The organism is Streptomyces cyaneochromogenes (assembly GCF_003963535.1).
GTDB lineage: Bacteria > Actinomycetota > Actinomycetes > Streptomycetales > Streptomycetaceae > Streptomyces > Streptomyces shaanxiensis.
The window spans coordinates 259,133-283,716 of sequence record NZ_CP034539.1 but is presented as its reverse complement, the minus strand read 5'-3'; the positions used below and the strand labels follow the sequence as shown (position 1 = coordinate 283,716).

Annotated in this window: 2 protein-coding genes (1 of these 2 cut by a window edge); both read left to right on the top strand. The window is 71.1% G+C overall.

Annotated elements, in window-relative coordinates:
• Window positions 1–44 precede the first annotated feature (44 nt).
• Window positions 45–9,959 carry a non-ribosomal peptide synthetase gene (locus EJ357_RS00985; protein WP_126387702.1) on the top strand — a complete coding sequence of 3,305 codons (9,915 nt, stop codon included), beginning with the start codon at window positions 45–47 and terminating at the stop codon, window positions 9,957–9,959.
• A protein-coding gene (locus EJ357_RS00980; protein WP_126387700.1) for a non-ribosomal peptide synthase/polyketide synthase crosses the window boundary here: on the top strand, window positions 9,956–24,584 show its 5' portion. It continues 5,744 nt past the right edge of the window; 14,629 of the gene's 20,373 nt are visible here — the first part of the coding sequence; the start codon lies at window positions 9,956–9,958; the stop codon falls past the right edge of the window. The genes EJ357_RS00985 and EJ357_RS00980 overlap by 4 nt, the downstream gene beginning before the upstream one ends.

Sequence of the window (24,584 nt, the reverse complement as noted above, 5' to 3'; positions counted from 1 at the left end):
TCCGTACGCGCCCCGCACCGCAGAACCGAGAGGACCGCTCCGTCATGTCCGACGCCCGTACGCTCCGTCGACCCGTGGCCGCCGCCCAACTGGGCATCTGGGTCGCCCAGCAGCTGCAGCCGGACAGCCCCCTCTACAACTGCGGCGCCTACGTCGAGATCGACGGCCCGGTCGACACGAGCATCCTCCAGGAAGCGGTACGGCGGGCCGTGGACGAGACCGAGGCGCTCCGGTCCTACTTCGTCGAGGAGACCGACACCGACAGCGGCGATCCGACGCTGTGGCAGATCGTCGGACCCGCCGAGCCCCGGCCCCTCGAACTGCTCGACCTCCGCGACGCCCCGGACCCGGAAGCCGCCGCGCACCGGTGGATGGACGAGGAGATGACCAAGCTCTTCGACCTCACCCGCGGCCCGCTGAGCGCCCAGGTGCTGCTGCTCCTGGACGACAACCGGTCCTTCTACTTCCACCGCTACCACCACGCGGTCATCGACGCCTTCGGCCAGGCAGTGTACGGAGCCCGTGTCGCCGCCCTCTACACGGCCCTGCTCGCGGGTGACCAACCTCCGGCGACCGGCTTCGCGAGCCTGGACCGGGTCGTCGCCGACGAATCCTCGTACCCCGGCTCGCGCCGGCAGTCCCAGGACCGCGACCACTGGCTCGCTCTGTTCGCCGACGGCGTCCCGGAGCCGGTCGCGCTCGCCGACCGCTCGCCCGCCGGTCCCACGCACAGCAGCCTGCGCCACATCCAGGGCCTGCCGCCGGCTCTGGCCGACCGGCTCACCGTGCTGGCCGAACGGCTCAACGTGCAGTGGCCCGCGCTGGCCATCGCGGCGACGGCCGTCCTCTACCACCGCATGACGGGCCGTACCGACCTCACCTTCACCCTGCCCCTCGCGGGCCGCACCGGCCGGGTCTCCCTGACGACGCCGAGCGCCATGGTCAACATCCTGCCGATCCGCGTGACCACCACGCCGCATACCACCTTCGCGGAGCTGGCCGCGACCGTTTCGCGCTCCCTGGCCGATGTCATCAGGCACCAGCGCTTCCGGGGCGAGGAACTCGTCAGGGAGCTGGGCCGCTCGGGCGGGCGCCAGGCCCGGCTGGGCCCCACGATCAATGTCGTCGGCTTCGCCGGCGAACTCCACTTCGGCGACAGCCCGGCCATCGCCCACCCCCTGTCCACGGGCCCCGTCAACGACCTGAAGATCAACTTCTATGGCACCGCCGACTCCGGCACCGGCGTGCGTGTCGAGTTCGATGCCGACCCCGCGCTCTACGACGCGCGCGAACTCGCCGCGCACCAGGGGCGGTTGGTGCGGATTCTGGAGGCTCTCGCGGAGGATCCGGAGTGCCGGATCGGTGACGTGGAGCTTCTGGAGGAGGCCGAGCGGGAGCGGGTGTTGGTGGAGTGGAACGGCGTGTCCCGGGATGTGCGGGGGGTGTCGTTGCCGGTGTTGTTCGCGGAGCAGGTGGCGCGGACGCCGGATGCGGTGGCGTTGGTCGCGGGTGATGTCTCCCTGACGTATGGGGAGTTGGATGCGTGGTCGAACCGGGTGGCTCGGTGGTTGGTGGGCCGGGGGGTTGGGCCGGAGTCGTTTGTCGGGGTGATGTTGCCTCGGTCGGTGGAGCTGGTGGTGGCGCTGCTGGCGGTGGTGAAGGCCGGGGGTGCGTACGTACCTATCGACCCGGAGTATCCGGCGGAGCGGGTGGCGCACATCCTCGCGGATGCGGATCCGGTGCTGTTCATCAATGACGTGGCACAGCTGGAGCAAGCGGCCGGGTTCGAGGATGGTCCGGTTGAGGGTGTTGGGCATGAGTTGCGGCATCCGGCGTATGTGATCTTCACGTCGGGGTCGACGGGTCGGCCGAAGGGTGTGGTCGTTGAGCACGGTTCGGTGGGGGCGTATCTTGAGCGGGCGCGAGAGGTGTATCCCGATGCGTCCGGTACGGCGTTGCTGCACTCCTCGGTGGCGTTCGACCTGACGGTGACGGCGCTGTACACGCCGCTGGTGAGCGGTGGCCGGGTGGTACTGGCCGAGCTGGACGAGCACGCAGCGGACGGTGGTCGGCCGTCGTTCATGAAGGTCACGCCCTCTCATCTGGGGCTGTTGGAGGCCCTACCGCAGCAGACCTCTCCCTCCGGAATGTTGATCACGGGTGGTGAGGCGCTGGTGGGGGAGGCACTGTCCTCCTGGCGGGCCGCGCACCCGGACGTGACGGTCATCAACGCCTACGGTCCGACCGAGGCGACGGTCAACTGCACCGACTACGTGGTGGCTCCGGGTGCGCAGGTGCCTGGCGGTCCGGTGCCGATCGGGCGGCCGTTCTGGAACACCCGCGCCTACGTACTCGACGCGCAGCTGCGACCGGTCCCGCCGGGTGTGGCGGGGGAGTTGTACGTCGGCGGCGTAGTGCTGGCGCGCGGCTATCACCGGCGTGCGGACCTGACCGCGGAACGCTTCACCGCCGATCCGTACGGTCCGCCCGGTGCGCGGATGTACCGGACGGGTGATGTGGCCCGCTGGAATGCGGACGGGCAGCTGGTCTATGTCGGCCGGGTCGATGACCAGGTCAAGGTGCGCGGCTTCCGGATCGAGCTCGGTGAGATCCAGGCCGTCCTCGCCGCCCACCCGCGCATCGCCCGTGCAGCGGTGATCGTCCGTGAGGACCGCCCCGGCGACCAGCGCCTGGTGGCCTACCTTGTCCCCGACGGGGACGAGCCGATGGCCGGTGTGCGGGAGCATGTCGCCGCCCAGTTGCCGGACTACATGGTGCCCTCCGCGTTCGTCACCCTCGACGCGCTGCCGTTGACGGTGAACGGCAAGCTGGACCGGCGTGCCCTGCCCGCCCCCGACTACGGCACCGAGACCACGGGCCGCGCTCCCCGTACGCCCCGCGAGGAGATGCTGTGCGGTCTGTTCGCCGAGGTCCTGGGGCTGGACTCGGTCACGATCGACGACGACTTCTTCCGACTCGGCGGCCACTCCCTGCTCGCCACCAAGCTGGCCAGCCGCATCCGCACCGCCCTCGGCGCCGAACTCCCCATCCGCCAGCTCTTCGAGACCCCGACCGTGGCCGGTGTGGCGGAGGTGCTGACGACCGATATCTCCGCCCGTCCGGCTCTGACCGCCGCGGACCCGCGCCCCGCCCGGGTCCCCGTCTCCTACGCCCAGCAGCGCCTGCGGTTCCTGGATCTGCTGGAGGACGGGAGCACGGCCTACAACGCACCCGGCGCGCTGCGGCTGACCGGGCATCTCGACCGCGAGGCACTGCGCCATGCCCTCGCCGACGTCGTCGCGCGGCACGAGAGCCTGCGGACGGTGTTCGGGCAGGACGAGGAGGGGTTCACGCAGATCGTGCTCGCGCCGCAAGAGGCGGTGCTCGGGCTCGACGTACGGGATGTGGACGAGGAGCGGCTCACGGAACAGCTGACCGCGCATGCCCGCCATGTGTTCGATCTGGCTGTGGAGATCCCGCTCCGGGCCACGCTGTTCAGGCTCGCCGACGAGGAGCACGTACTGCTGCTGCTCCTGCACCACATCGCGGGCGACGGCTGGTCGATGGGCCCGCTGACGCGGGATGTGGCGGCGGCGTACACGGCTCGGGTCACCACCGGGGAGGCGCCGGAGTGGGAGCCGCTGCCCGTCCAGTACGCGGACTACACGCTGTGGCAGCGCGACGTCCTCGGGGACGAGGACGACCCGGACAGCGAGATCTCCCGCCAACTCGCCCACTGGACCGAGGCGTTGGCGCATCTGCCGACGGAGCTGGAGTTGCCCGTCGACCGGCGGCGCGACGACGGGCTCACGCAACGCGGCGGAACGGAGTCGTTCGTCGTGCCCGCCGAGCTGCACCGGGCGCTGAACCACCTGGCCCGCTCCACCCGCTCCAGTCTGTTCATGGTGCTTCAGGCGGGCCTCGCGGCCCTGCTCACCCGCCTCGGCGCGGGCACCGACATTCCCATCGGCACGCCCGTCGCCGGCCGCACCGACACGGCGGTGGAGGAACTGGTCGGCTTCTTCGCCAACACGTTGGTGCTGCGCACCGACACCTCCGGTGACCCGAGCTTCAGCCGGCTGATCGAGCGAGTCCGGGCAGCGGACCTGGCCGCATACGCGCATCAGGACCTGCCCTTCGAGCGGCTGGTGGAGGCGGTCAACCCCGAGCGCTCGACCTCCCGGCACCCGCTCTTCCAGGTGAGCCTGACGCTCCATCACACCGATCCGCGGGCCACGGTCGCGCGGGCCGCCCGGCTGCCGCGGCTGTCCGTGGAGCTGGAACGGCTGCCGATCGAGGACACCAAGTTCGACCTGAACTTCGAGCTGACGGAGCGGTTCGACGACGCGGGCCGGCCCGCCGGTATCGCCGCGGACCTGGAGTTCAGCACCGGGCTGTTCGAGCGGCGTACGGCACGGTCGATCGCGGACCGCTATCTGCGGCTGCTGGCGGCCATGGCCGAGGAACCGGACCGCACGCTCACCGAGGCGGACATCCTGGACGCGGCGGAGCGGACGGCCCTGATGGAGGAGTGGAGCGACGCCGGGCGCACGAGTGTGGCCGCCGTGCTGGCCGGGCTGTCCCGGCTGCCCGAGCCGACAGCCGCGGAGCAGCCCGTGACCAGGGCCCATGTTCTGGACGACACCCGGCAGCCGGTGCCGCCCGGAGTCCCCGGGCAGCTCTACGTCACAGTCGGCGAGGAGACTCACGCGACCGGCCGTATCGCCCGCTGGTCCCACGACGGGGAACTGCTGCTCCTCGAACTCCCCGAGGAGCAGGGTTCCCAAGCAGCAGCAGCCAAGCCGCGGGCCTCGCGCGCCCCCCGCAGCCCGCGTGAACAGATCCTGTGCACCCTCTTCGCCGAACTGCTCGGCGTCCCCGCCGCCTCCGTGGGCATCGACGACAACTTCTTCGAGCTCGGCGGCCACTCCCTGTCCGCCGTACGGCTGCTCAGCCGGGTCCGCTCCGTGCTCGGCGCGGAGATCTCCATCCGCAGGCTCTTCGAGAACCCGACGGTCGAGGGCCTGTCCGAGGCGCTCGACGCCCAGGCGGCCGAAGGTGCGGTCGCCCTCACCCGGCGCGCCGTGACCCCCATGCCCCGCCCGCCCCGGATCCCGCTGTCGTACGCCCAGCAGCGGCTGTGGTTCCTGCACAACCTGGAGGGCCCCAGCGCGACGTACAACATCCCCGTCACGCTGCGGCTCACGGGGACCCTGGACCGTGCAGCACTGCGGCTGGCCCTCGTCGACCTCGTCGAGCGGCACGAGAGCCTGCGCACCCTGTTCGCGGAGGAAGGGGCCGGCGGCCGGCAGGTCATCCTGCCCGTCGCGCAGGCCCGGCCGGAGCTCATCGAGGAGGAGGTCGCCCCGCAGGAGCTGGACGATCGGGTACTGGCCGCCGCGTCGCACCCCTTCGACCTGACGGCCGAACTGCCCATCCGGGGATGGCTGTTCACCTCGCACTCCGGCGACTGCGTCCTGGTCCTGGTGGTCCACCACATCGCGGGCGACGGCTGGTCACTGGGCCCGCTGGCCCGGGACCTGTCCCGCGCGTACGCCGCCCGGGTCACCACCGGCCGGGCTCCGCAGTGGGAGCCGCTGCCGGTGCAGTACGCCGACTACACGCTCTGGCAGCGGGATGTGCTCGGCGACGAGGACGACCCCGACAGTGAGATCTCCCGCCAGCTCGCCCACTGGAGGAGCGCGCTGGCCGACCTCCCGGAGGAGCTGGAGCTGCCCGCCGACCGGCCGCGGCCGCCGAGGCAGTCCCACCGTGGCGGCCGGGTCGCCTTCGAGGTCCCGGCACAGCTGCACGCGGGCCTCGCCGACCTGGCCCGCTCCACCCGCTCCAGCCTGTTCATGGTCGTGCAGGCCGCCCTCGCGACCCTGCTGACCCGTCTCGGAGCCGGTACGGACATCCCCGTCGGCAGCCCCATCGCGGGCCGCACCGACGACGCCCTGGAGGAACTGGTCGGGTTCTTCGTCAACACGTTGGTGCTGCGCACCGACACCTCCGGCGACCCGACGTTCGAGGAACTCGTCGGCCGCGTCCGGGAGGCCAACCTCGGCGCGTACGCCCACCAGGACCTCCCCTTCGAGCGGCTCGTCGAAGTCCTCAGCCCGGTCCGCTCGCTGGCCCGCCACCCCCTCTTCCAGGTGCTGCTGGGCCTCGACAACAACCAGGACGCCCTGGAAGGGCTGTCGCTGCCCGGTCTGACCGTCGACGTACGGGCCCCGGAGACCGGACGCGCCAAGTTCGACCTGGCCTTCTTCTTCGACGAGACGTACGGCCCGCAGGGCGAGGCGACCGGCATGCACGCCGCCGTCGAGTACAACGCCGACCTCTTCGACCGTGACACCGTCACCGGCTTCGCGGAGCGGATGCTGCGCGTGCTCGAAGGCGTGGTCGCCGACCCGCAGCGCAGGATCGGGCGGCTCGACGTGCTGACGCAGACCGAGGCCCGTCGGACCCTGCGGGAGTGGAACCGCACCGCGCACGAGGTGCCGCCGCACACCGTGCCCGTGCTGTTCGAGCGCCAGGCCGGCGAGGTGCCGGACGCCACCGCGCTGATCTCGGAGGACACCACCCTGTCGTACGGGGAACTCGACGCCCGCGCCAACCGGCTGGCCCGTCTGCTGGCCGGCCGGGGTATCGGCGGCGAGGACGTGGTGGCGATCGCCCTGCCCCGGTCGGCGGAGCTGGTCGTGGCCCTGGTGGCGGCCCTCAAGACGGGGGCGGCCTTCCTCACCCTGGACACCTCCGCGCCCGAGCAGCGGCTGCGCGGCATCCTGGCGGACTGCGCACCGGCCGCCGTGATCACGGACACGGCCACCCGGCCCCTGCTGGGCGAGGGCCTCGCGGCCGACACCGGCCTGGTGCTGGACGACCCGGCGGTGGCGAAGGAGCTGGCGCTCGCCCCCGCCACCGCCCTCACCGACGCCGACCGGGCCCGCCCGCTCGACCCGCGCCACCCGGCGTACGTCGTCTACACCTCGGGATCCACCGGCACCCCCAAGGGCGTGGTGATGCCGATGTCCTCCCTGATGAACCTGCTCGCCTGGCACACCGGCACCTACAGCGGCGGGGTGGGCACCCGCACCGCCCAGTTCCTCGCCGTCTCCTTCGACTTCGCGGTGCAGGAGATCCTGCAGGCACTGGTCGCGGGCAAGACCCTGGTGATCCCCGAGGAGCAGGTGCGCCGGGACGCCTACGAACTCGCCGCGTGGATCAACCGCCACGGCGTGAACGAGCTGTTCGCGCCCACGCTGGTGATAGACGCGGTGCTGGCGGCCGCCGCGGACCGCGGTGAACTGCTGGACTCCCTCACCGACATCTTCCAGGGCGGCGAGCAGTTCCGGCTCAGCGGCGAACTGCGCGCCTTCTGTGCGGGCGGCTCCGGCCCGGGCGGCGGTGACCGCGGCGCCGGCGCGGGTGGCTGGCGGCGCATGGCGCACAACATCTACGGCCCCGCCGAGACCCACGCGGCCACCTCGGCCACCCTTCCCGACGACATCGACGAATGGCCCTCGGCCGCCTCGATCGGGCAGCCGCTGTGGAACACCGAGGTGTACGTGCTGGACGCCGGGCTGCGCCCGGTGCCACCGGGTGTGCGCGGCGAGCTCTACATCGGCGGCGCCCAGCTGGCCCGCGGCTACCTGGGCCGCCCCGACCGCAGCGCGGAGCGCTTCGTCGCCTCCCCGTTCGGCGGCCCGGGCGCACGGATGTACCGCACCGGCGACATCGTGCGCTGGAACCGGACCGGCGAGCTGGAGTTCCTGGGCCGAGCCGACCACCAGGTGAAGATCGGCGGGTTCCGTGTCGAGCCGGGCGAGGTCGAGGCCGTACTCGCCGACCACCCGGCCGTCGACACCGCGGTCGTCGTCCCCCGCGACGACACGCCCGGCGGCCCCACCCGGCTGGTCGCCTACGTCGTACCGCACACCCCACTGGCATCCGACGAGCAGAACACCGCTCTGGCGCGGGCCCTGCGCACCCACGTCGAACACCAACTGCCGCACTACATGGTCCCGTCGGCCGTGCTCCTCCTCGAGGCGCTGCCCCTCACCGCCAACGGCAAGCTGGACCGGCGCGCCCTGCCCGCCCCCGACCCGGCCCGGAGCGCGGGGCGCGCGGGCGGCACCGGCCACGGGCCGCGCACCGAGCGGGAGAAGCTCCTGTGCGGGCTGTTCGCCGAGGTACTGGGGCAAGGCGGCGTCGACGCCGTCGGCATCGACGACGGCTTCTTCGACCTGGGCGGCGACAGCATCATGTCCATCCAGCTCGTGGGCCGCGCCCGTCGGGCCGGACTCGAACTGACCGTCCGCGACATCTTCGAGCACCGCACGGTCGCCGCCCTCGCCGAGGTCGTCACCGAGACCGCCGGCGCGGTCGCCGAGGAGCCGGGCGCGGGCATCGGCGACGTCCCCCTGACCCCGATCAAGCACTGGCTGCTGCGGCGCGGTGACGACCTGGACGGATTCAACATGTCCGCCGTCCTCCAGGCACCCGCCGCGCTCGACCTCACGACCCTCACACACGCCGTCCAGACGCTCCTCGACCACCACGACGCCCTGCGGGCACGGCTGACGGACGGCCCGGAGCGGCGGCTGGAGGTACGGCAGACGGGTTCGGTCGACGCCTCGACCGTCGTACGCCGGGTGGCCGCGGCCGACGCCGACGACGAGCAGTCGCTGCACGCCCTGGTACGGGCCGAGGGCGAAGCCGCCCGCGACCGGCTCGACCTCGACGCGGGCAGGCTCGTACAGGTCGTGTGGTTCGACCGCGGCACGGACACCCCGGGCCTGCTGCTCCTGATCGTGCACCACCTGGTCGTGGACGGAGTGTCGTGGCGCATCCTCGTCCCCGATCTCGCCGAGGCCTACGAGGCGGTCGCCACCGGCCACGCGCCGGAACTCCAGCCGGTGGGCACCTCGTTGCGCCGATGGGCACAGCGGCTGACGGAGGAGGCCGCCAAGCCGGCCTGGGGCGCCGACGCCGCCTGGTGGCAGGACGTACTGCGGCTCGGCGACCCGCTGCTGGGGCGGCGGGCACTGGACCCGGCACAGGACACCACCGCGACGGCGGGACGGATCAGCCTCACCCTGCCGGTGAGCGTCACCGAGGCGGTGCTGACGCGGGTGCCGGCGGCGTTCAACGCCGAGGTCAACGATGTGCTGCTGACCGCGTTCACGCTGGCCTGGACGCGCTGGCGGGGCGACGGCGCCGGTCTGCTGCTCGACCTGGAGGGACATGGACGCGAGGAGCACCTGGTGCCCGGCACCGAACTGTCCCGCACGGTGGGCTGGTTCACCAACCTCTACCCCGTACGCCTGGACACCGGTTCCGCCGACGTCACCGAGGCGCTGACGGGCGGCCCCGCCGCCGGAACCGTGCTCAAGCGCATCAAGGAACAGCTGCGGTCCGTGCCCGACAAGGGCATGGGCTACGGCCTCGTACGCCACCTCAACCCGGCCACGGCGGAAGGCTTCGCGAGCCTGGCGGAACCCCAGGTCGCCTTCAACTACCTCGGCCGGTTCTCGACGGCGGGGGGCGACGGCCGGACCGCCGACTCCTGGACCCCGCTCAGCGGTATCGACGCCGTGGCCGGCGACCCCGGCCATCTGCCGCTGGCACACGCTCTGGAACTCAACGCCCGTACGCACGACGGCCCTGACGGATCGCGGCTCGTCGCGACCTGGAGCTGGGCCGCGGGGATCCTCGACGAGGCCGAGGTCCGGGAACTGGCCGAACTGTGGTTCCAGGCGCTCGAAGCCCTGGTGACCCATGCCGAGAACCCCGACGCCGGCGGGCTGACACCGTCCGACGTCTCGCTCTCCTCGATCACGCAGGACGAGATCGAGGAGTTCGAGGACGAGTTCGGCGAGCTCTACGACGAGGACGAGTTCGAGTCATCGGACGACGCACACGCTCTTGACGAGGAAGAAGGGCCCCAGAAGTGAGCCGCACTCCGCGGAAGATCGAGGACATCCTGCCGCTGGCCCCGCTTCAGGAGGGCCTGCTCTTCCACAGCGTCTACGACGAGGGCGACCTGGACCCCTACGTCGTGCAGATGTCCTTCGACATCGAAGGCGCCCTGGACACCTCCGCCCTGCACGCCGCCGCGAAGGCGCTCCTGGCCCGCCATGCCAACCTGCGCGCGGCCTTCCGGCAGCGCAAGAACGGTGACTGGGCGCAGCTGGTGCTGCGCGAGGTCCCGCTGCCCTGGGAGGAGCGGGACCTGAGCGGGCTGCCGGAGGAGGAGCGCACGGCGGCCGTCGCCGAGGCCATGACGGCCGAGCGCACCACCCGCTTCGACGTGACCAGGCCGCCCCTGCTGCGCTTCACCCTGCTGCGACTCGGCGCCGACCAATACCGCATGGTGTTCACCAACCACCACCTGGTGCTGGACGGCTGGTCGCTGCCGATCCTCATGGGCGAACTGTTCGCGCTGTACGAGCGAGGCGGCGACGAGAGCGCTCTGCCCCGGGTCCGCCCCTACCGCGACTACCTCAACTGGCTCGGCGCCCAGGATCGCGAGGCCGCCCGTACGGCATGGCGCGAGGCCCTGGCCGACATCAACGAGCCGACGCAGCTCGCCCCCGGCCTCGCCCGCTCCGCGGCCACCAGCGAAGAGGTCCACGCCTCCCTCTCCGACGTCGACACGGCCGCCCTGTCCGAGGTCGCCCGCCGCCACGGCGTCACCCTCAACACCGTCGTGCAGACGGCCTGGGCCACCGCCCTGGCCAAGCACACCGGACGCGACGACATCGTCTTCGGCACCACCGTTTCCGGCCGGCCGCCCGAGATCGAGGGCGTCGAACGCATGGTGGGCCTCTTCATCAACACCCTGCCCACCCGGGTACGGCTGCGCCCCGCCGAGCCGCTCTCCGCCCTCCTCGCCCGCGTCCAGGACGAGCAGACCCGGCTCACCCCGCACCAGCACCTGGAACTCGCGGAGATCCAGCGGGCGGCCGGGCACGGCGAGCTCTTCGACACGTCGATGGTCTTCCAGAACTACCCCGTCCAGCCGTCGGGCGGCTCGTCCGGAGCGGGTGTGGCCGGCGACCGCGTCGGCCCCGGGATCAGCCTCGTCCCCGGCAAGGACAGCGAGGCCACCCACTACCCGCTGATGCTCGTGGGCTCCGCGCGCGACACCATGACGTTCCGCCTCAAGTACCGGACCGACGTCTTCGACGAGGACGCTGCCCAGCGGTTCCTCGACCGCTTCGTACGGATCCTGCACGCCGTGACAGCCGACGCCGACATGCCGCTCGGGCACCTCGATCTGCTGGAGGAGGCGGAGCGGCGGACGCTGCTCGCCGACTGGAACGACACGGTGGCAGAGGTGCCCGGGCGTTCGGTGGTGGAGCTGTTCGCCGAGCAGGCGGCGGCCACGCCGGACGCGGACGCGGTGGTGGCGGGCGGAGTGTCGCTGTCGTACGCCGAGCTCGATGCCCGTTCGAGCCGTCTCGCACGGTTGCTGGTGGAGCGCGGTGCGCGGGCGGAGCGATTCGTGGCCGTGGCGTTGCCGAGGTCCGCGGACCTGGTGGTGGCGTTGCTGGCGGTGTGGAAGGCGGGGGCGGCGTATCTGCCGCTGGACACGGAGTATCCGGCGGAGCGGCTGGCGTACATGCTCCAGGACGCCGAGCCCGCGCTCGTCCTGACGACCGCTGAGCTGAACGCGGTTCTGCCGGACCTCGGCATCCCGCGCCTGCTGCTGGACGACACGGACCTGAACGACGGCGAGGGCGCCCGACTGCCGGCCGCCGACCTGAGCAACGCGGCATATGTGATCTATACGTCGGGGTCGACGGGCCGGCCGAAGGGCGTGGTGGTGCCGCAGGCGCCGTTGGTGAACTTCCTGACGTCGATGCAGGACCGGTTCCAACTCACCGGTCGGGACCGGTTGTTGGCGGTGACGACGGTCGGGTTCGACATCGCGGGGCTGGAACTGTTCGTGCCGCTGCTCAGCGGCGCGGCGGTGGTCGTCGCCGAACGTGAGGCGGTGCGGGATCCGGCGGCGCTGTGCGGTCTGATCACCGGGCAGGGTGTGTCGGTGATGCAGGCGACGCCCAGTCTGTGGCGTGCGCTGCTGGCCGAGGACGCCGCCGTGCTCGGCGGGGTGCGGGTACTGGTCGGCGGCGAGGCACTGCCCGCGGACCTGGCGCAGGCGCTTGCGGCGCGGGCGGCCTCGGTGACGAACCTGTACGGGCCCACGGAGACGACGATCTGGTCGACGGCCTGGGAAGTCACGGCCGAGCGGGCGCGGCAGCCGCGGATCGGCCGGCCGATCGCCAACACGCGCGTGTACGTGCTGGATGCCGGTCTGCGCCCGGCGCCGGTCGGGGTGCCGGGCGAGCTGTACATCGCCGGCGAGGGTGTGGTCCGCGGCTATCACGGACGCCCGGAGCTCTCGGCGGAGCGTTTCGTCGCCGACCCCCACGGCGCGACCGGAACCCGCATGTACCGGACCGGTGACCTGGCGCGCTGGACCGCGGATGGCGACCTGGAGTACCTCTCCCGCGTCGACGACCAGGTCAAGCTGCGCGGTTACCGCATCGAACTCGGCGAGATCGAGGCGGTGCTGGCCGCACACGAGCAGGTGGCCCAGGCGGCCGTGCTGGTGCGCGAGGACCGTCCCGGCGACAAGCGGCTGGTCGCCTACCTCGTCCCGGCCGGCGACGGCAGCCTCTGGATACCGGAGCTGCGCGACCACCTGGCCGCCCAGCTGCCCGAGTACATGGTGCCGTCGGCGTTCGTGACCATGGAGGTCTTCCCGCTCACCCCGAACGGCAAGCTGGACCGGCGTGCCCTGCCCGCCCCGGAGTACGGCTCCGACGGCGCGGGAGGCCGGGCCGCGCGCTCGCCGCGCGAGGAGATCCTGTGCGGGCTGTTCGCCGAGGTGCTGGGCCTGGAGACGGTGTCGATCGACGACGACTTCTTCGCCCTCGGCGGCCACTCCCTCCTCGCCACCAAGCTGGTCAGCCGGATCCGCTCGGTACTGGACGTCGAACTCGCCGTCCGCCGCGTCTTCGAGGCTCCCACGGTCGCCCAACTCGCCTCCGCTCTCGACGACTCCGCGGTGGCACGCGGAAGGGTACGGCGGGTGGCCCGGCCCGACCGGATCCCGCTGTCCTTCGCCCAGCGGCGGCTGTGGTTCCTGCACGGGTTCGAGGGCCCGAGCGCGACGTACAACATCCCGGTCGCGCTGCGGCTGTCGGGTGTGCTGGACGAGGCGGCCCTGCGGCTGGCGCTGGCGGATGTCGTGGCGCGGCACGAGAGTCTGCGGACGGTCTTCGCCGAGGACGCGGAGGGCTCGCACCAGGTGGTGCTGGACGCGGACCGGGCCGGTGCCGAGCTGACCGTGGTCGACACGGATGCCGGGCGGCTGGAGGAGGAGCTGGGCCGGGCGGCGCGTACGGTCTTCGATCTGGCGGTGGATCTGCCGCTGCGGGCCTCGCTGTTGAGGCTGGACGAGGACGAGCACGTTCTCGTCGTGGTCGTGCATCACATCGCCGGTGACGCGTGGTCGATGGGTCCGCTGGCGCGCGATCTGACGGCAGCCTACGCCTCACGGGCGTCCGGCCTGGGTGCTCCGGGCTGGGAGCCGCTGCCGGTGCAGTACGCGGACTACAGCCTGTGGCAGCGCGCGGTCCTGGGCGACGAGTCCGACCCGGGCAGTGAGCTGTCCCGTCAGCTCTCCTACTGGCAGGAGGCACTGGCGGGCCTGCCGGAGGAACTGGTGCTGCCGTCCGACCGGCCGCGGCCGGCGGTGGCCTCGTACCAGGGTGACCGGGTCGGCTTCGAGCTGCCGGAAGGTGTCTACGAGGGGCTGGTGCGGGTTGCCCGGGAGCACCGGGCCAGTCTGTTCATGGTCGTCCAGGCGGGGCTCGCGGCTCTGCTGACCCGGCTCGGCGCAGGCACGGACATCCCGCTGGGCACGCCGATCGCCGGCCGCACGGACGACGCCCTGGACGACCTGGTCGGCTTCTTCGTCAACACGCTCGTGCTGCGCACCGACACCTCCGGGGATCCCACGTTCACGGAGCTGATCGAGCGGGTGCGGGCACGGAACCTGGCGGCCTACGCCCATCAGGACCTGCCGTTCGAGCGGCTGGTCGAGGTGGTCAACCCGGAGCGATCGCTGTCCCGGCATCCGCTGTTCCAGACCATGCTCACGATGGACAACACCGAGCAGGGCGCGGCGGCAACCGTGGCCTCGCTGCCCGGCCTGGAGGTCACGGGCCGGCCGGTCGGCGCGGGTGCCGCCAAGTTCGACCTCTCGTTCCACCTCGCGGAGCGCACCGGTGGCCTGGACTTCAGCACGGATCTGTTCGACCGGGAGACCGCGCAGGGCATCGCCGAGCGTTTCGTCCGTGTTCTGACCGCTCTCGCCGAGGGGCCGGGGCGGCGGGTGGGCGAGGTGGAGATCCTCGACCCGGCCGAGCGGGATCGGGTGTTGGTGGAGTGGAACGGTGCGTCCCGGGATGTGCGGGGGGTGTCGCTGCCGTTGCTCTTCGCGGAGCAGGTGGCTCGTACGCCGGATGCCGAGGCTGTGGTGGCCGGTGAACGGGTGCTGACCTATGCGGAGTTGGACGCCTGGTCGAACCGGGTGGCTCGGTGGTTGGTGGGCCGGGGGGTTGGGCCGGAGTCGTTTGTCGGGGTGATGTTGCCTCGGTCGGTGGAGCTGGTGGTGGCGCTGCTGGCGGTGGTGAAGGCCGGGGGTGCGTACGTACCTATCGATCCGGAGTATCCGGCGGAGCGGGTGGCGCACATCCTCGCGGATGCGGATCCGGTGCTGTTCATCAATGACGTGGTGCAGCTGGAGCAAGCGGCCGGGTTCGAGGATGGTCCGGTTGAGGGTGTTGGGCATGAGTTGCGGCATCCGGCGTATGTGATCTTCACGTCGGGGTCGACGGGTCGGCCGAAGGGTGTGGTGGTCGAGCACGCGTCGGTGGGGGCGTATCTGGAGCGGGCCCGCGAGGTGTATCCCGATGCCTCCGGCACGGCGTTGCTGCACTCCTCGGTGGCGTTCGACCTGACGGTGACGGCCCTGTACACGCCGCTGGTGAGTGGTGGCCGGGTGGTGCTGGCCGAGCTGGACGAGCACGCAGCGGATGCTGGTCGGCCGTCGTTCATGAAGATCACCCCCTCCCACCTGGGCCTGCTGGAGGCCTTGCCGGAGGAGGTGTCCCCGTCGGGGATGCTGATCACGGGTGGTGAGGCGCTGGTGGGGGAGGCACTGACCTCCTGGCGGACCGCGCACCCGGACGTGACCGTGGTCAACGCCTACGGTCCGACCGAGGCGACCGTCAACTGCACCGACTACGTCATATCCCCTGGTACGGACGTCTCGGGCGGTCCGGTGCCGATCGGCCGTCCGTTCTGGAACACCCGCGCCTACGTACTCGACGCGCAGCTGCGGCCCGTCCCGCCCGGCGTGGCGGGGGAGTTGTATGTCGGTGGTGTGGTGCTGGCCCGTGGCTACTGGCAGCGTGCGGACCTGACGGCGGAACGCTTCATGGCGGACCCGTACGGCCCGCCCGGAACCCGGATGTACCGCACCGGGGACATGGCCCGCTGGAACCGTGACGGTCAGCTGGTCTACGTCGGCCGCGTCGACGACCAGGTGAAGGTGCGGGGCTTCCGGATCGAACTCGGCGAGATCCAGGCCGTCCTGGCCCGTCATGAGCAGGTGGCGCAGGCCGCTGTCGTCGTCCGCGAAGACAGGCCCGGCGACCAGCGCCTGGTGGCATACCTCGTGGCCGCCGGGGACGAGCCGGTGACCGGCGTGCGGGAGCGCGTGGCCGCGCAGCTGCCGGACTACATGGTGCCCTCCGCGTTCGTGACCCTCGATGAGCTGCCGTTGACGGTGAACGGCAAGCTGGACCGGCGTGCGCTGCCCGCCCCCGACTACGGCCCCGAGACCACGGGCCGCGCTCCCCGTACGCCCCGCGAAGAGATCCTGTGCGGTCTGTTCGCCGAGGTGCTGGGTGTGGAGTCGGTGTCGATCGACGACGACTTCTTCCGCCTCGGTGGGCATTCGCTGCTGGCGACGAAACTGGTCAGCCGCATCCGTACCGCCCTGGGCGCCGAACTCCCCATCCGCCAGCTCTTCCAGACCCCGACCATCGCCGGCCTGTCCACCGCTCTGGAGACCGACACCGCACGCCGGGCCGTCACGGCGGTGGACCCGCGACCCGCCCGGATTCCTCTCTCCCACGCACAGCAGCGGCTGTGGTTCCTGAACCAGTTCGAGGGCCCCAGTGCCACCTACAACTCCCCGGTGGCGCTGCGGCTGACCGGCCCGCTGGACCGGCAGGCGATGCACCTGGCGCTCGCGGACGTGGTGGCGCGGCACGAGAGCCTGCGGACCGTCTTCACCGAGGACGCGGGCGGCTCCCGTCAGATCGTCCTCGCCGCCGACGAGGCGCGCCTGGAGATGGAGGTCGTCGAGACGGACGAGGAGCGGCTGCGCGCCGCCCTCGCCGAGGCGGCGGCCCATCCCTTCGACCTCGCCGCAGAAATCCCCTTCCGTGCCGTGCTGTTCGCGGTCGCGGAGAACGAGCACGTACTGCTCGCCCTGACGCATCACATCGTGAGTGACGGGTGGTCGCGTTCCCCGCTGGCCCGTGATGTGACGGCTGCGTACGCGGCCCGTGTCACCACCGGTGAGCCGCCGGCCTGGGCACCGCTGCCGGTGCAGTACGCCGACTACAGCCTGTGGCAGCGCGAGCTCCTGGGTGACGAGAGCGACCCCAAGAGTGAGATCTCGCGTCAACTCTCCTATTGGACCGGAGCGTTGGAGGGTATTCCGGATCAACTGGAGCTGCCCTACGACCGCCCCCGTCCGTCCGTCGCCTCCTACCGCGGCGACCGGGTCCCCTTCGACATCCCGGCCGAACTGTACGGGCGCATCACCGACGTGGCCCGCGACGCCCAGGCCAGCCCCTTCATGGTGCTCCAGGCCGGGCTCGCCGCGCTGCTGACCCGTCTCGGCGCGGGCACCGACATCCCGATCGGCACTCCTGTCGCAGGCCGCACCGACAGCGCGCTCGACGAGCTGATCGGCGTCTTCCTGAACACACTGGTGCTGCGCACCGACACCTCCGGGAACCCCACTTTCGCCGAACTCGTGGCACGGGTCAGGGAGACGAACCTCGCGGCATACGGCAACCAGGACCTGCCCTTCGAGCGGCTGGTGGAGGCGGTCAACCCGGAGCGATCGCTCGCCAGGCATCCGCTGTTCCAGGTGCTGCTCACGCTCAACAACACGGACTACGAGGGGGCGTTCGGCTCCCTCGGGGGTCTGCCGGGACTCTCCGCGGAGCACCGGCTCGTCGATTCGGACGTTGCCAAGTTCGACCTCGCCTTCGGCTTCACCGAGCGTCATGACGCGGACGGGCAGGTGTGCGCGCTGGGCGGCGTACTGGAATTCAGCACCGACCTGTTCGACCGCCAGACGGCTCACAGCCTCACCGTCCGACTTCTCCGCCTTCTCGACGCGGCCATGGCGGATCCGACGTCCCCGGTCGGCGGTCTTGAACTGCTGGAGGACGCGGAGCTCCGGACGGTTCTGGGGAACTGGAACGACACGGTGCGTGAGCTGCCGGATCGTTCGGTGGTGGAGCTGTTCGGGGAACAGGTGGCGCGTACTCCGGATGCGGAGGCGGTGGTTGCGGGTGGTGTGTCGCTGTCGTATGCCGAGTTGGATGCGCGCGCAAGTCGTCTGGCCGGCCTGCTGATTCAGCAGGGGGTGGGGGCCGAACGGTTTGTGGCGGTGGCGTTGCCCAGGTCTGCCGATCTGGTGGTGGCGTTGCTGGCGGTGTGGAAGGCGGGGGCGGCGTATCTGCCGCTGGACACGGAGTATCCGGCGGAGCGGCTGGCGTACATGCTCCAGGACGCCGAGCCCGTACTCGTCCTGACGACTACTGAGCTGAACGGGGATCTGCCGGATCTCGGTGTCCCGCGTCTGCTCGTGGATGCCACGGACCTGACCGTGGGCGAGGGCGTCCCCGCGCTGGACATCGACCTGAACACGTCCGCGTACGTCATCTACACCTCGGGGTCGACGGGCCGGCCGAAGGGCGTGGTGGTGCCGCAGGCGCCGTTGGTGAACTTCCTGACGTCGATGCAGGACCGGTTCCAACTCACCGCCGAGGACCGGTTGTTGGCGGTGACGACGGTCGGGTTCGACATCGCGGGGCTGGAACTCTTCGTGCCGCTGCTCAGCGGTGCGGCGGTGGTGGTCGCCGAACGTGATGTCGTGCGGGATCCGGCGGCGCTGTGTGCGACGGTCACGGCTCAGCGCATCTCGGTGATGCAGGCGACGCCCAGCCTGTGGCGTGCGGTCCTGGCCGAGGACGCCGCGGTGCTGGGCGGTGTGCGCGTGCTCGTCGGTGGTGAGGCGCTGCCCGCCGATCTGGCCGGCGCGCTGGCCGAGCGGGCGGCCTCGGTGACCAACCTGTACGGCCCGACGGAGACCACCATTTGGTCCACTGCCTGGGAGGTCACCGCTGAGCGGGCGCGGCAGCCGCGGATCGGGCGGCCGATTGCGAATACGCGGGTGTATGTGCTGGATGGCGGGCTGCGCCCGGTGCCGGTGGGCGTGCCCGGCGAGCTGTACATCTCCGGTGAGGGTGTGGTGCGCGGTTACCACGGTCGCCCGGGGCTGTCCGGGGAGCGTTTCGTGGCCGACCCGTACGGTGCGGCGGGCTCTCGGATGTATCGCACGGGTGACCTGGTGCGGTGGACGGGCAACGGCGAGCTGGAGTACCTCTCTCGCCTCGACGACCAGGTCAAGCTTCGCGGCTACCGCATCGAACTCGGCGAAATCGAAGCCGTATTGGCCGACCACGAGCAGGTCGCGCAGGCGGCGGTGCTGGTGCGCGAGGACCGCCCCGGCGACAAACGCCTGGTCGCCTACCTCATCCCGGCCGCCGCGGACGTACCTTTCAGCGCCCTGCGTGAGCACGTTGGGGCTCAACTGCCCGAGTACATGGTGCCGTCGGCGTTCGTGACCATGGACGTCTTCCCGCTCACGCCGAACGGCAAGCTGGACCGTCGGGCGCTCCCCGCCCCCGACTACGCCATCGAAACAACCGGTCGGGGCCCCCGCTCGCCCCGCGAGGAGATCCTGTGCGGTCTGTTCGCCGAGGTGCTCGGTCTGGAAACGGTCACGATCGACGACGACTTCTTCCAGTTCGGCGGCCACTCGCTGCTGGCCACCAAGCTGGTCAGCCGGATCCGCACCGTCCTGGACGCCGAACTCCCCGTCCGGCGGATCTTCGAGGCTCCCACCGTCGCCCAACTGGCCGTCATCCTCGATGAGTCCACGGCAGCGCGGACGCCGCTGCGTGCGACCTCCCCCCGCCCCGAGCGCCTCCCGCTCTCCCTCGCCCAGCAGCGGCTGTGGTTCCTCCACCAGTTCGAGGGGCCGAGTGCGACGTACAACATCCCGGTCGCGCTCCGCCTGTCCGGTGCTCTGGACGAGAGCGCACTTCGCACGGCACTCACGGATCTCGTCGCACGGCACGAGAGCTTGCGTACGGTCTTCGCGGACGACGCCGAGGGCGCCTACCAGGTCGTACGCGACCCGGCTGAGGCGCGGCCCGAGCTGACCGTCGTCGCGACGGACGAGGAGACCCTCGACCACGAACTGCGCCGAGCCACGCGTACCGCCTTCGACCTGGCGGTCGATCTGCCGCTGCGGGCATGGCTGTTCAGGCTCGGTGCCGAGGAGCATGTGCTCGTCGTCGTCGTTCACCACATCGCGGGTGACGCGTGGTCGATGGGTCCGCTGGCGCGCGACCTGACGGCGGCCTACACGGCACGGGCCACCGCCGGTGAGGCGCCGGCCTGGGAGCCGCTGCCCGTGCAGTACGCCGACTACAGCCTGTGGCAACGCGACCTGCTCGGCTCCGAGGACGACGCGGACAGTGAGGTGTCGGGCCAGCTCGCCTTCTGGACGCAAGCGTTGGCGGGTCTGCCCGAGGAACTGGTGCTGCCCTTCGACCGGCCGCGGCCGGCGCGGGCTTCGTATGAGGGTGATCGGGTCGGCTTCGAGTTGCCGGAGGGCGTGTACGAAGGGCTGGTGAAGGTTGCCCGGGAACACCGGGCCAGTCTGTTCATGGTCGTCCAGGCGGGGCTTGCGGCCCTGCTGACGCGGCTGGGCGGCGGTACGGACATTCCGCTGGGCACGCCGATCGCGGGGCGTACCGATGACGCGCTGGACGAACTGGTCGGCTTCTTCGTCAACACGCTGGTGCTACGCACCGACACCTCCGGCGACCCCACCTTCGCCGAGCTGATCGGACGGGTGCGAGAGACGGACCTGGCGGCCTACGGCCATCAGGACCTGCCGTTCGAGCGACTCGTGGAGGCGGTCAATCCGGAACGGTCGCTGTCCCGGCATCCCCTCTTCCAGACCATGCTGACGATGGACAACACCGAACAGCGTGCGGCGTCCGCCGTCGCCTCACTGCCCGGCCTGGAGGTCACGGGCCGGCCGGTCGGCGCGGGCGCCGCCAAGTTCGATCTGTCCTTCAGGCTGGCGGAGCGCCATGGGGTGCTGGACTTCAGCACAGACCTGTTCGACCGGGCCACCGCGCAGAGCATCGCCGAACGCTTCGTGCGCGTCCTGTCGGCGCTGGCCGGTGATCCCGAACGCCGTGTCCATGACGTGGAGATCCTTGACCCTGCCGAGCGGGAGCGGGTGTTGGTGGGTTGGAACGGTGTGTCCCGGGATGTGCGGGGTGTGTCGTTGCCGGTGTTGTTCGGTGAGCAGGTGGCGCGGACGCCGGGTGCGGTGGCCGTGGTGTGTGGGGATCGGAGTCTGACGTATGGGGAGTTGGATGCGTGGTCGAACCGGGTGGCTCGGTGGTTGGTCGATCGGGGGGTGGAGCCGGAGTCGTTCGTCGGGGTGATGTTGCCTCGGTCGGTGGAGCTGGTGGTGGCTTTGCTGGCGGTGGTGAAGGCCGGGGGTGCGTACGTACCGATCGATCCGGAGTATCCGGCGGAGCGGGTGGCGCACATCCTTTCCGACGCCGAGCCCGTGCTGGTCATCGACGATCCGGTGCTGCTGGAGCAGGCGGCCGGGTTCTCCGATGAGCCGATCGACGATGTGGCTCTTGAGTTGCGGCATCCGGCGTATGTGATCTTCACGTCGGGGTCGACGGGGCGGCCGAAGGGTGTGGTGGTCGAGCACGCGTCGGTGGGGGCGTATCTGGAGCGGGCGCGTGAGGTGTATCCCGATGCGTCCGGTACGGCGTTGCTGCACTCCTCGGTGGCGTTCGACCTGACGGTGACGGCGCTGTATACGCCCCTGGTGAGCGGTGGCCGGGTGGTGCTGGCCGGGCTGGACGAGCACGCAGCCGATGCTGGTCGGCCGTCGTTCATGAAGGTCACCCCCTCCCACCTGGGCCTGCTGGAGGCCTTGCCGGAGGAGGTGTCCCCGTCGGGGATGCTGATCACGGGTGGTGAGGCGCTGGTGGGGGAGGCACTGACCTCCTGGCGGACCGCGCACCCGGACGTGACCGTGGTCAACGCCTACGGTCCGACCGAGGCGACCATCAACTGCACCGACTACGTCATATCCCCTGGTACAGACGTCTCGGGCGGTCCGGTGCCGATCGGCCGTCCGTTCTGGAACACCCGCGCCTATGTTCTGGACGCGCAGCTGCGGCCGGTCCCGCCGGGCGTGGCGGGGGAGTTGTACATCGCGGGCACGGTGCTGGCGCGCGGCTATCACCGGCGTGCGGATCTGACGGCTGAGCGCTTCACCGCCGATCCGTATGGTCCGCCCGGTGCGCGGATGTACCGGACGGGGGATGTGGCCCGCTGGAATGCGGACGGGCAGCTGGTCTATGTCGGCCGGGTCGATGACCAGGTCAAGGTGCGCGGCTTCCGGATCGAGCTCGGCGAGATCCAGGCCGTCCTCGCCGCCCACCCGAACATCGCCCGGGCAGCGGTGATCGTCCGCGAGGACCGCCCCGGCGACCAGCGACTGGTGGCCTACCTCGTGACCCGGGACGCAGTATCGGAGTCCGAGCTGCGGCAGCACGCGGCCGCGAAGCTCCCGGACTACATGGCCCCCACCGCCTACGTCACCCTTGACGCGCTGCCGTTGACGGTGAACGGCAAGCTGGACCGGCGTGCCCTGCCCGCTCCGGACTACGGCACCGAGACCACGGGCCGCGCTCCCCGTACGCCCCGCGAGGAGATGCTGTGCGGTCTGTTCGCCGAGGTCCTGGGGCTGGACTCGGTCACGATCGACGACGACTTCTTCCGACTCGGCGGCCACTCCCTGCTCGCCACCAAGCTGGCCAGCTGTATCCGCACCGCCCTCGGCGCCGAACTCCCCATCCGCCAGCTCTTCGAGACCCCCACCATCGCCGGCCTGTCCAACGCCCTCGCGGCCAACGGACCCGCCCGTCCGGCTCTGACCGCCGCCGACACCCGCCCGGCCCGAATCCCCGTCTCCTACGCCCAGCAGCGGTTGTGGTTCCTGAACCAGTTCGAGGGCCCCAGCGCCACGTACAACATCCCGCTGGCGCTACGGCTGACCGGGCAACTCGACCGCGAGGCACTGCACCATGCCCTCGCCGACGTCGTCGCGCGGCACGAGAGCCTGCGGACCGTCTTCACCGAGGACGCCGACGGGGCGTACCAGGTCGTGCGCGGCCCCGGCGAGGGGCGGCCCGAGCTGACAGTCGTGGAGGCGGACGGGGCAGAGCTTGAGGACAGGATGCGCGACGCGGCCCGACAGGGCTTCGACCTGTCGGCCGACTCGGGTGAACTTCCGCTCCGGGCCACGCTGTTCAAACTCGCCGACGAGGAGCACGTACTGCTGCTCCTCCTGCATCACATCGTGAGCGACGCGTGGTCGCGTGCTCCGCTGGCGCGCGATCTGACGGCGGCGTACGCGGCGCGCGTCACCACCGGCGAACCGCCGGCCTGGGAACCGCTGCCGGTGCAGTACGCCGACTACAGTCTGTGGCAGCGCGCCGCCCTCGGGGACGAGGACGACCCGGACAGTGATATCTCCCGCCAACTCGGCCACTGGACCCAGGCCTTGGCGGGCCTGCCGGACCAGCTGGAACTGCCGTACGACCGGCCTCGGCCCGCCGTCGCGTCCTTCCGGGGCGACCGCATCCCGTTCGAGGTCCCGGCCGAGCTCTACGGCAAGGTGGTCGCGCTCGCCCACGACCTGCAGGCCAGTCCCTTCATGGTGGTCCAGGCAGGGCTCGCGGCCCTCCTCACCCGCCTCGGCGCGGGCACCGACATCCCCATCGGCACCCCCGTCGCCGGCCGCACCGACTCCGCGCTCGATGACCTGGTCGGCGTCTTCATCAACACGCTGGTGCTGCGCGCAGACACGTCAGGACTGCCCTCGGCGCGGACGCTCATCGAGCGCGTACGCACGCGGAACCTGGCGGCCTACGCCCATCAGGATCTGCCCTTCGAGCGGCTGGTCGAGGTGCTCAACCCGGAGCGCTCGCCGGCCCGCCACCCGCTCTTCCAGGTGCTGCTGGCCTTCAACAACACCGACACGTCGGCGGTCGGCGAGGCCGTGGCGGAGTTGCCCGGCCTCACCGTCGCGCCGGCCGCGGCCGACACCGGCGCGGGCAAGTTCGATCTGTCCTTCTGGCTCACCGAAGAGGCGGGCGGAACGGGTGGTCTGGCGGGCGTGCTGGAGTACAGCACCGACCTCTTCGACCAAGCCACCGTCGCAGCCTTCGGCAGGCGCTACCTCCGTCTGCTCGAAGGCATGGTCGAAGCCCCTGACGCTCCGCTCGGCCGCCTCGATCTGCTGGAGGAGGCGGAGCGGCGGACGATGCTTGCCCAGTGGAACGACACGGAGTGTGAGGTGTCGGGTCGTTCGGTGGTGGAGCTGTTCGCCGAGCAGGTGGCGGCCACCCCGGATGCGGAGGCCGTGGTCGCCGGTGGCGCGTCGCTGTCGTACGCCGAACTCGATGCCCGTTCCAGCCGTCTCGCCGGTCTCCTGGTTCAGCGGGGTGTGCGGCCGGAGCGGTTTGTCGCGGTGGCGTTGCCGCGGTCCGCCGATCTGGTGGTCGCGTTGCTGGCGGTGTGGAAGGCCGGGGCGGGGTATCTGCCGCTGGACACGGAATATCCGTCCGACCGGCTGGCCTACATGCTCCAGGACGCCGAGCCGGCACTCGTCCTGACGACCTCCGAGCTGACCTCCGTCCTCCCGGACCTCCATATCCCATGCCTGCTGCTCGATGAACAGGACGGGACCGACGACACCGACTGGGCAGGCACACCCGTCGATCCGGACAACTCGGCTTACGTCATCTACACCTCGGGGTCGACGGGCCGGCCGAAGGGCGTGGTCGTTCCGCAGGCGCCGTTGGTGAACTTCCTGACGTCGATGCAGCACCGGTTCCAACTCACTGTCGGAGACCGGTTGTTGGCGGTGACGACGGTCGGGTTCGACATCGCGGGGCTGGAACTCTTCGTGCCGCTGCTCAGCGGTGCGGCGGTGGTGGTCGCCGAACGTGATGTCGTACGGGATCCGGCGGCGCTGTGTGCGACGGTCACGGCTCAGCGCATCTCGGTGATGC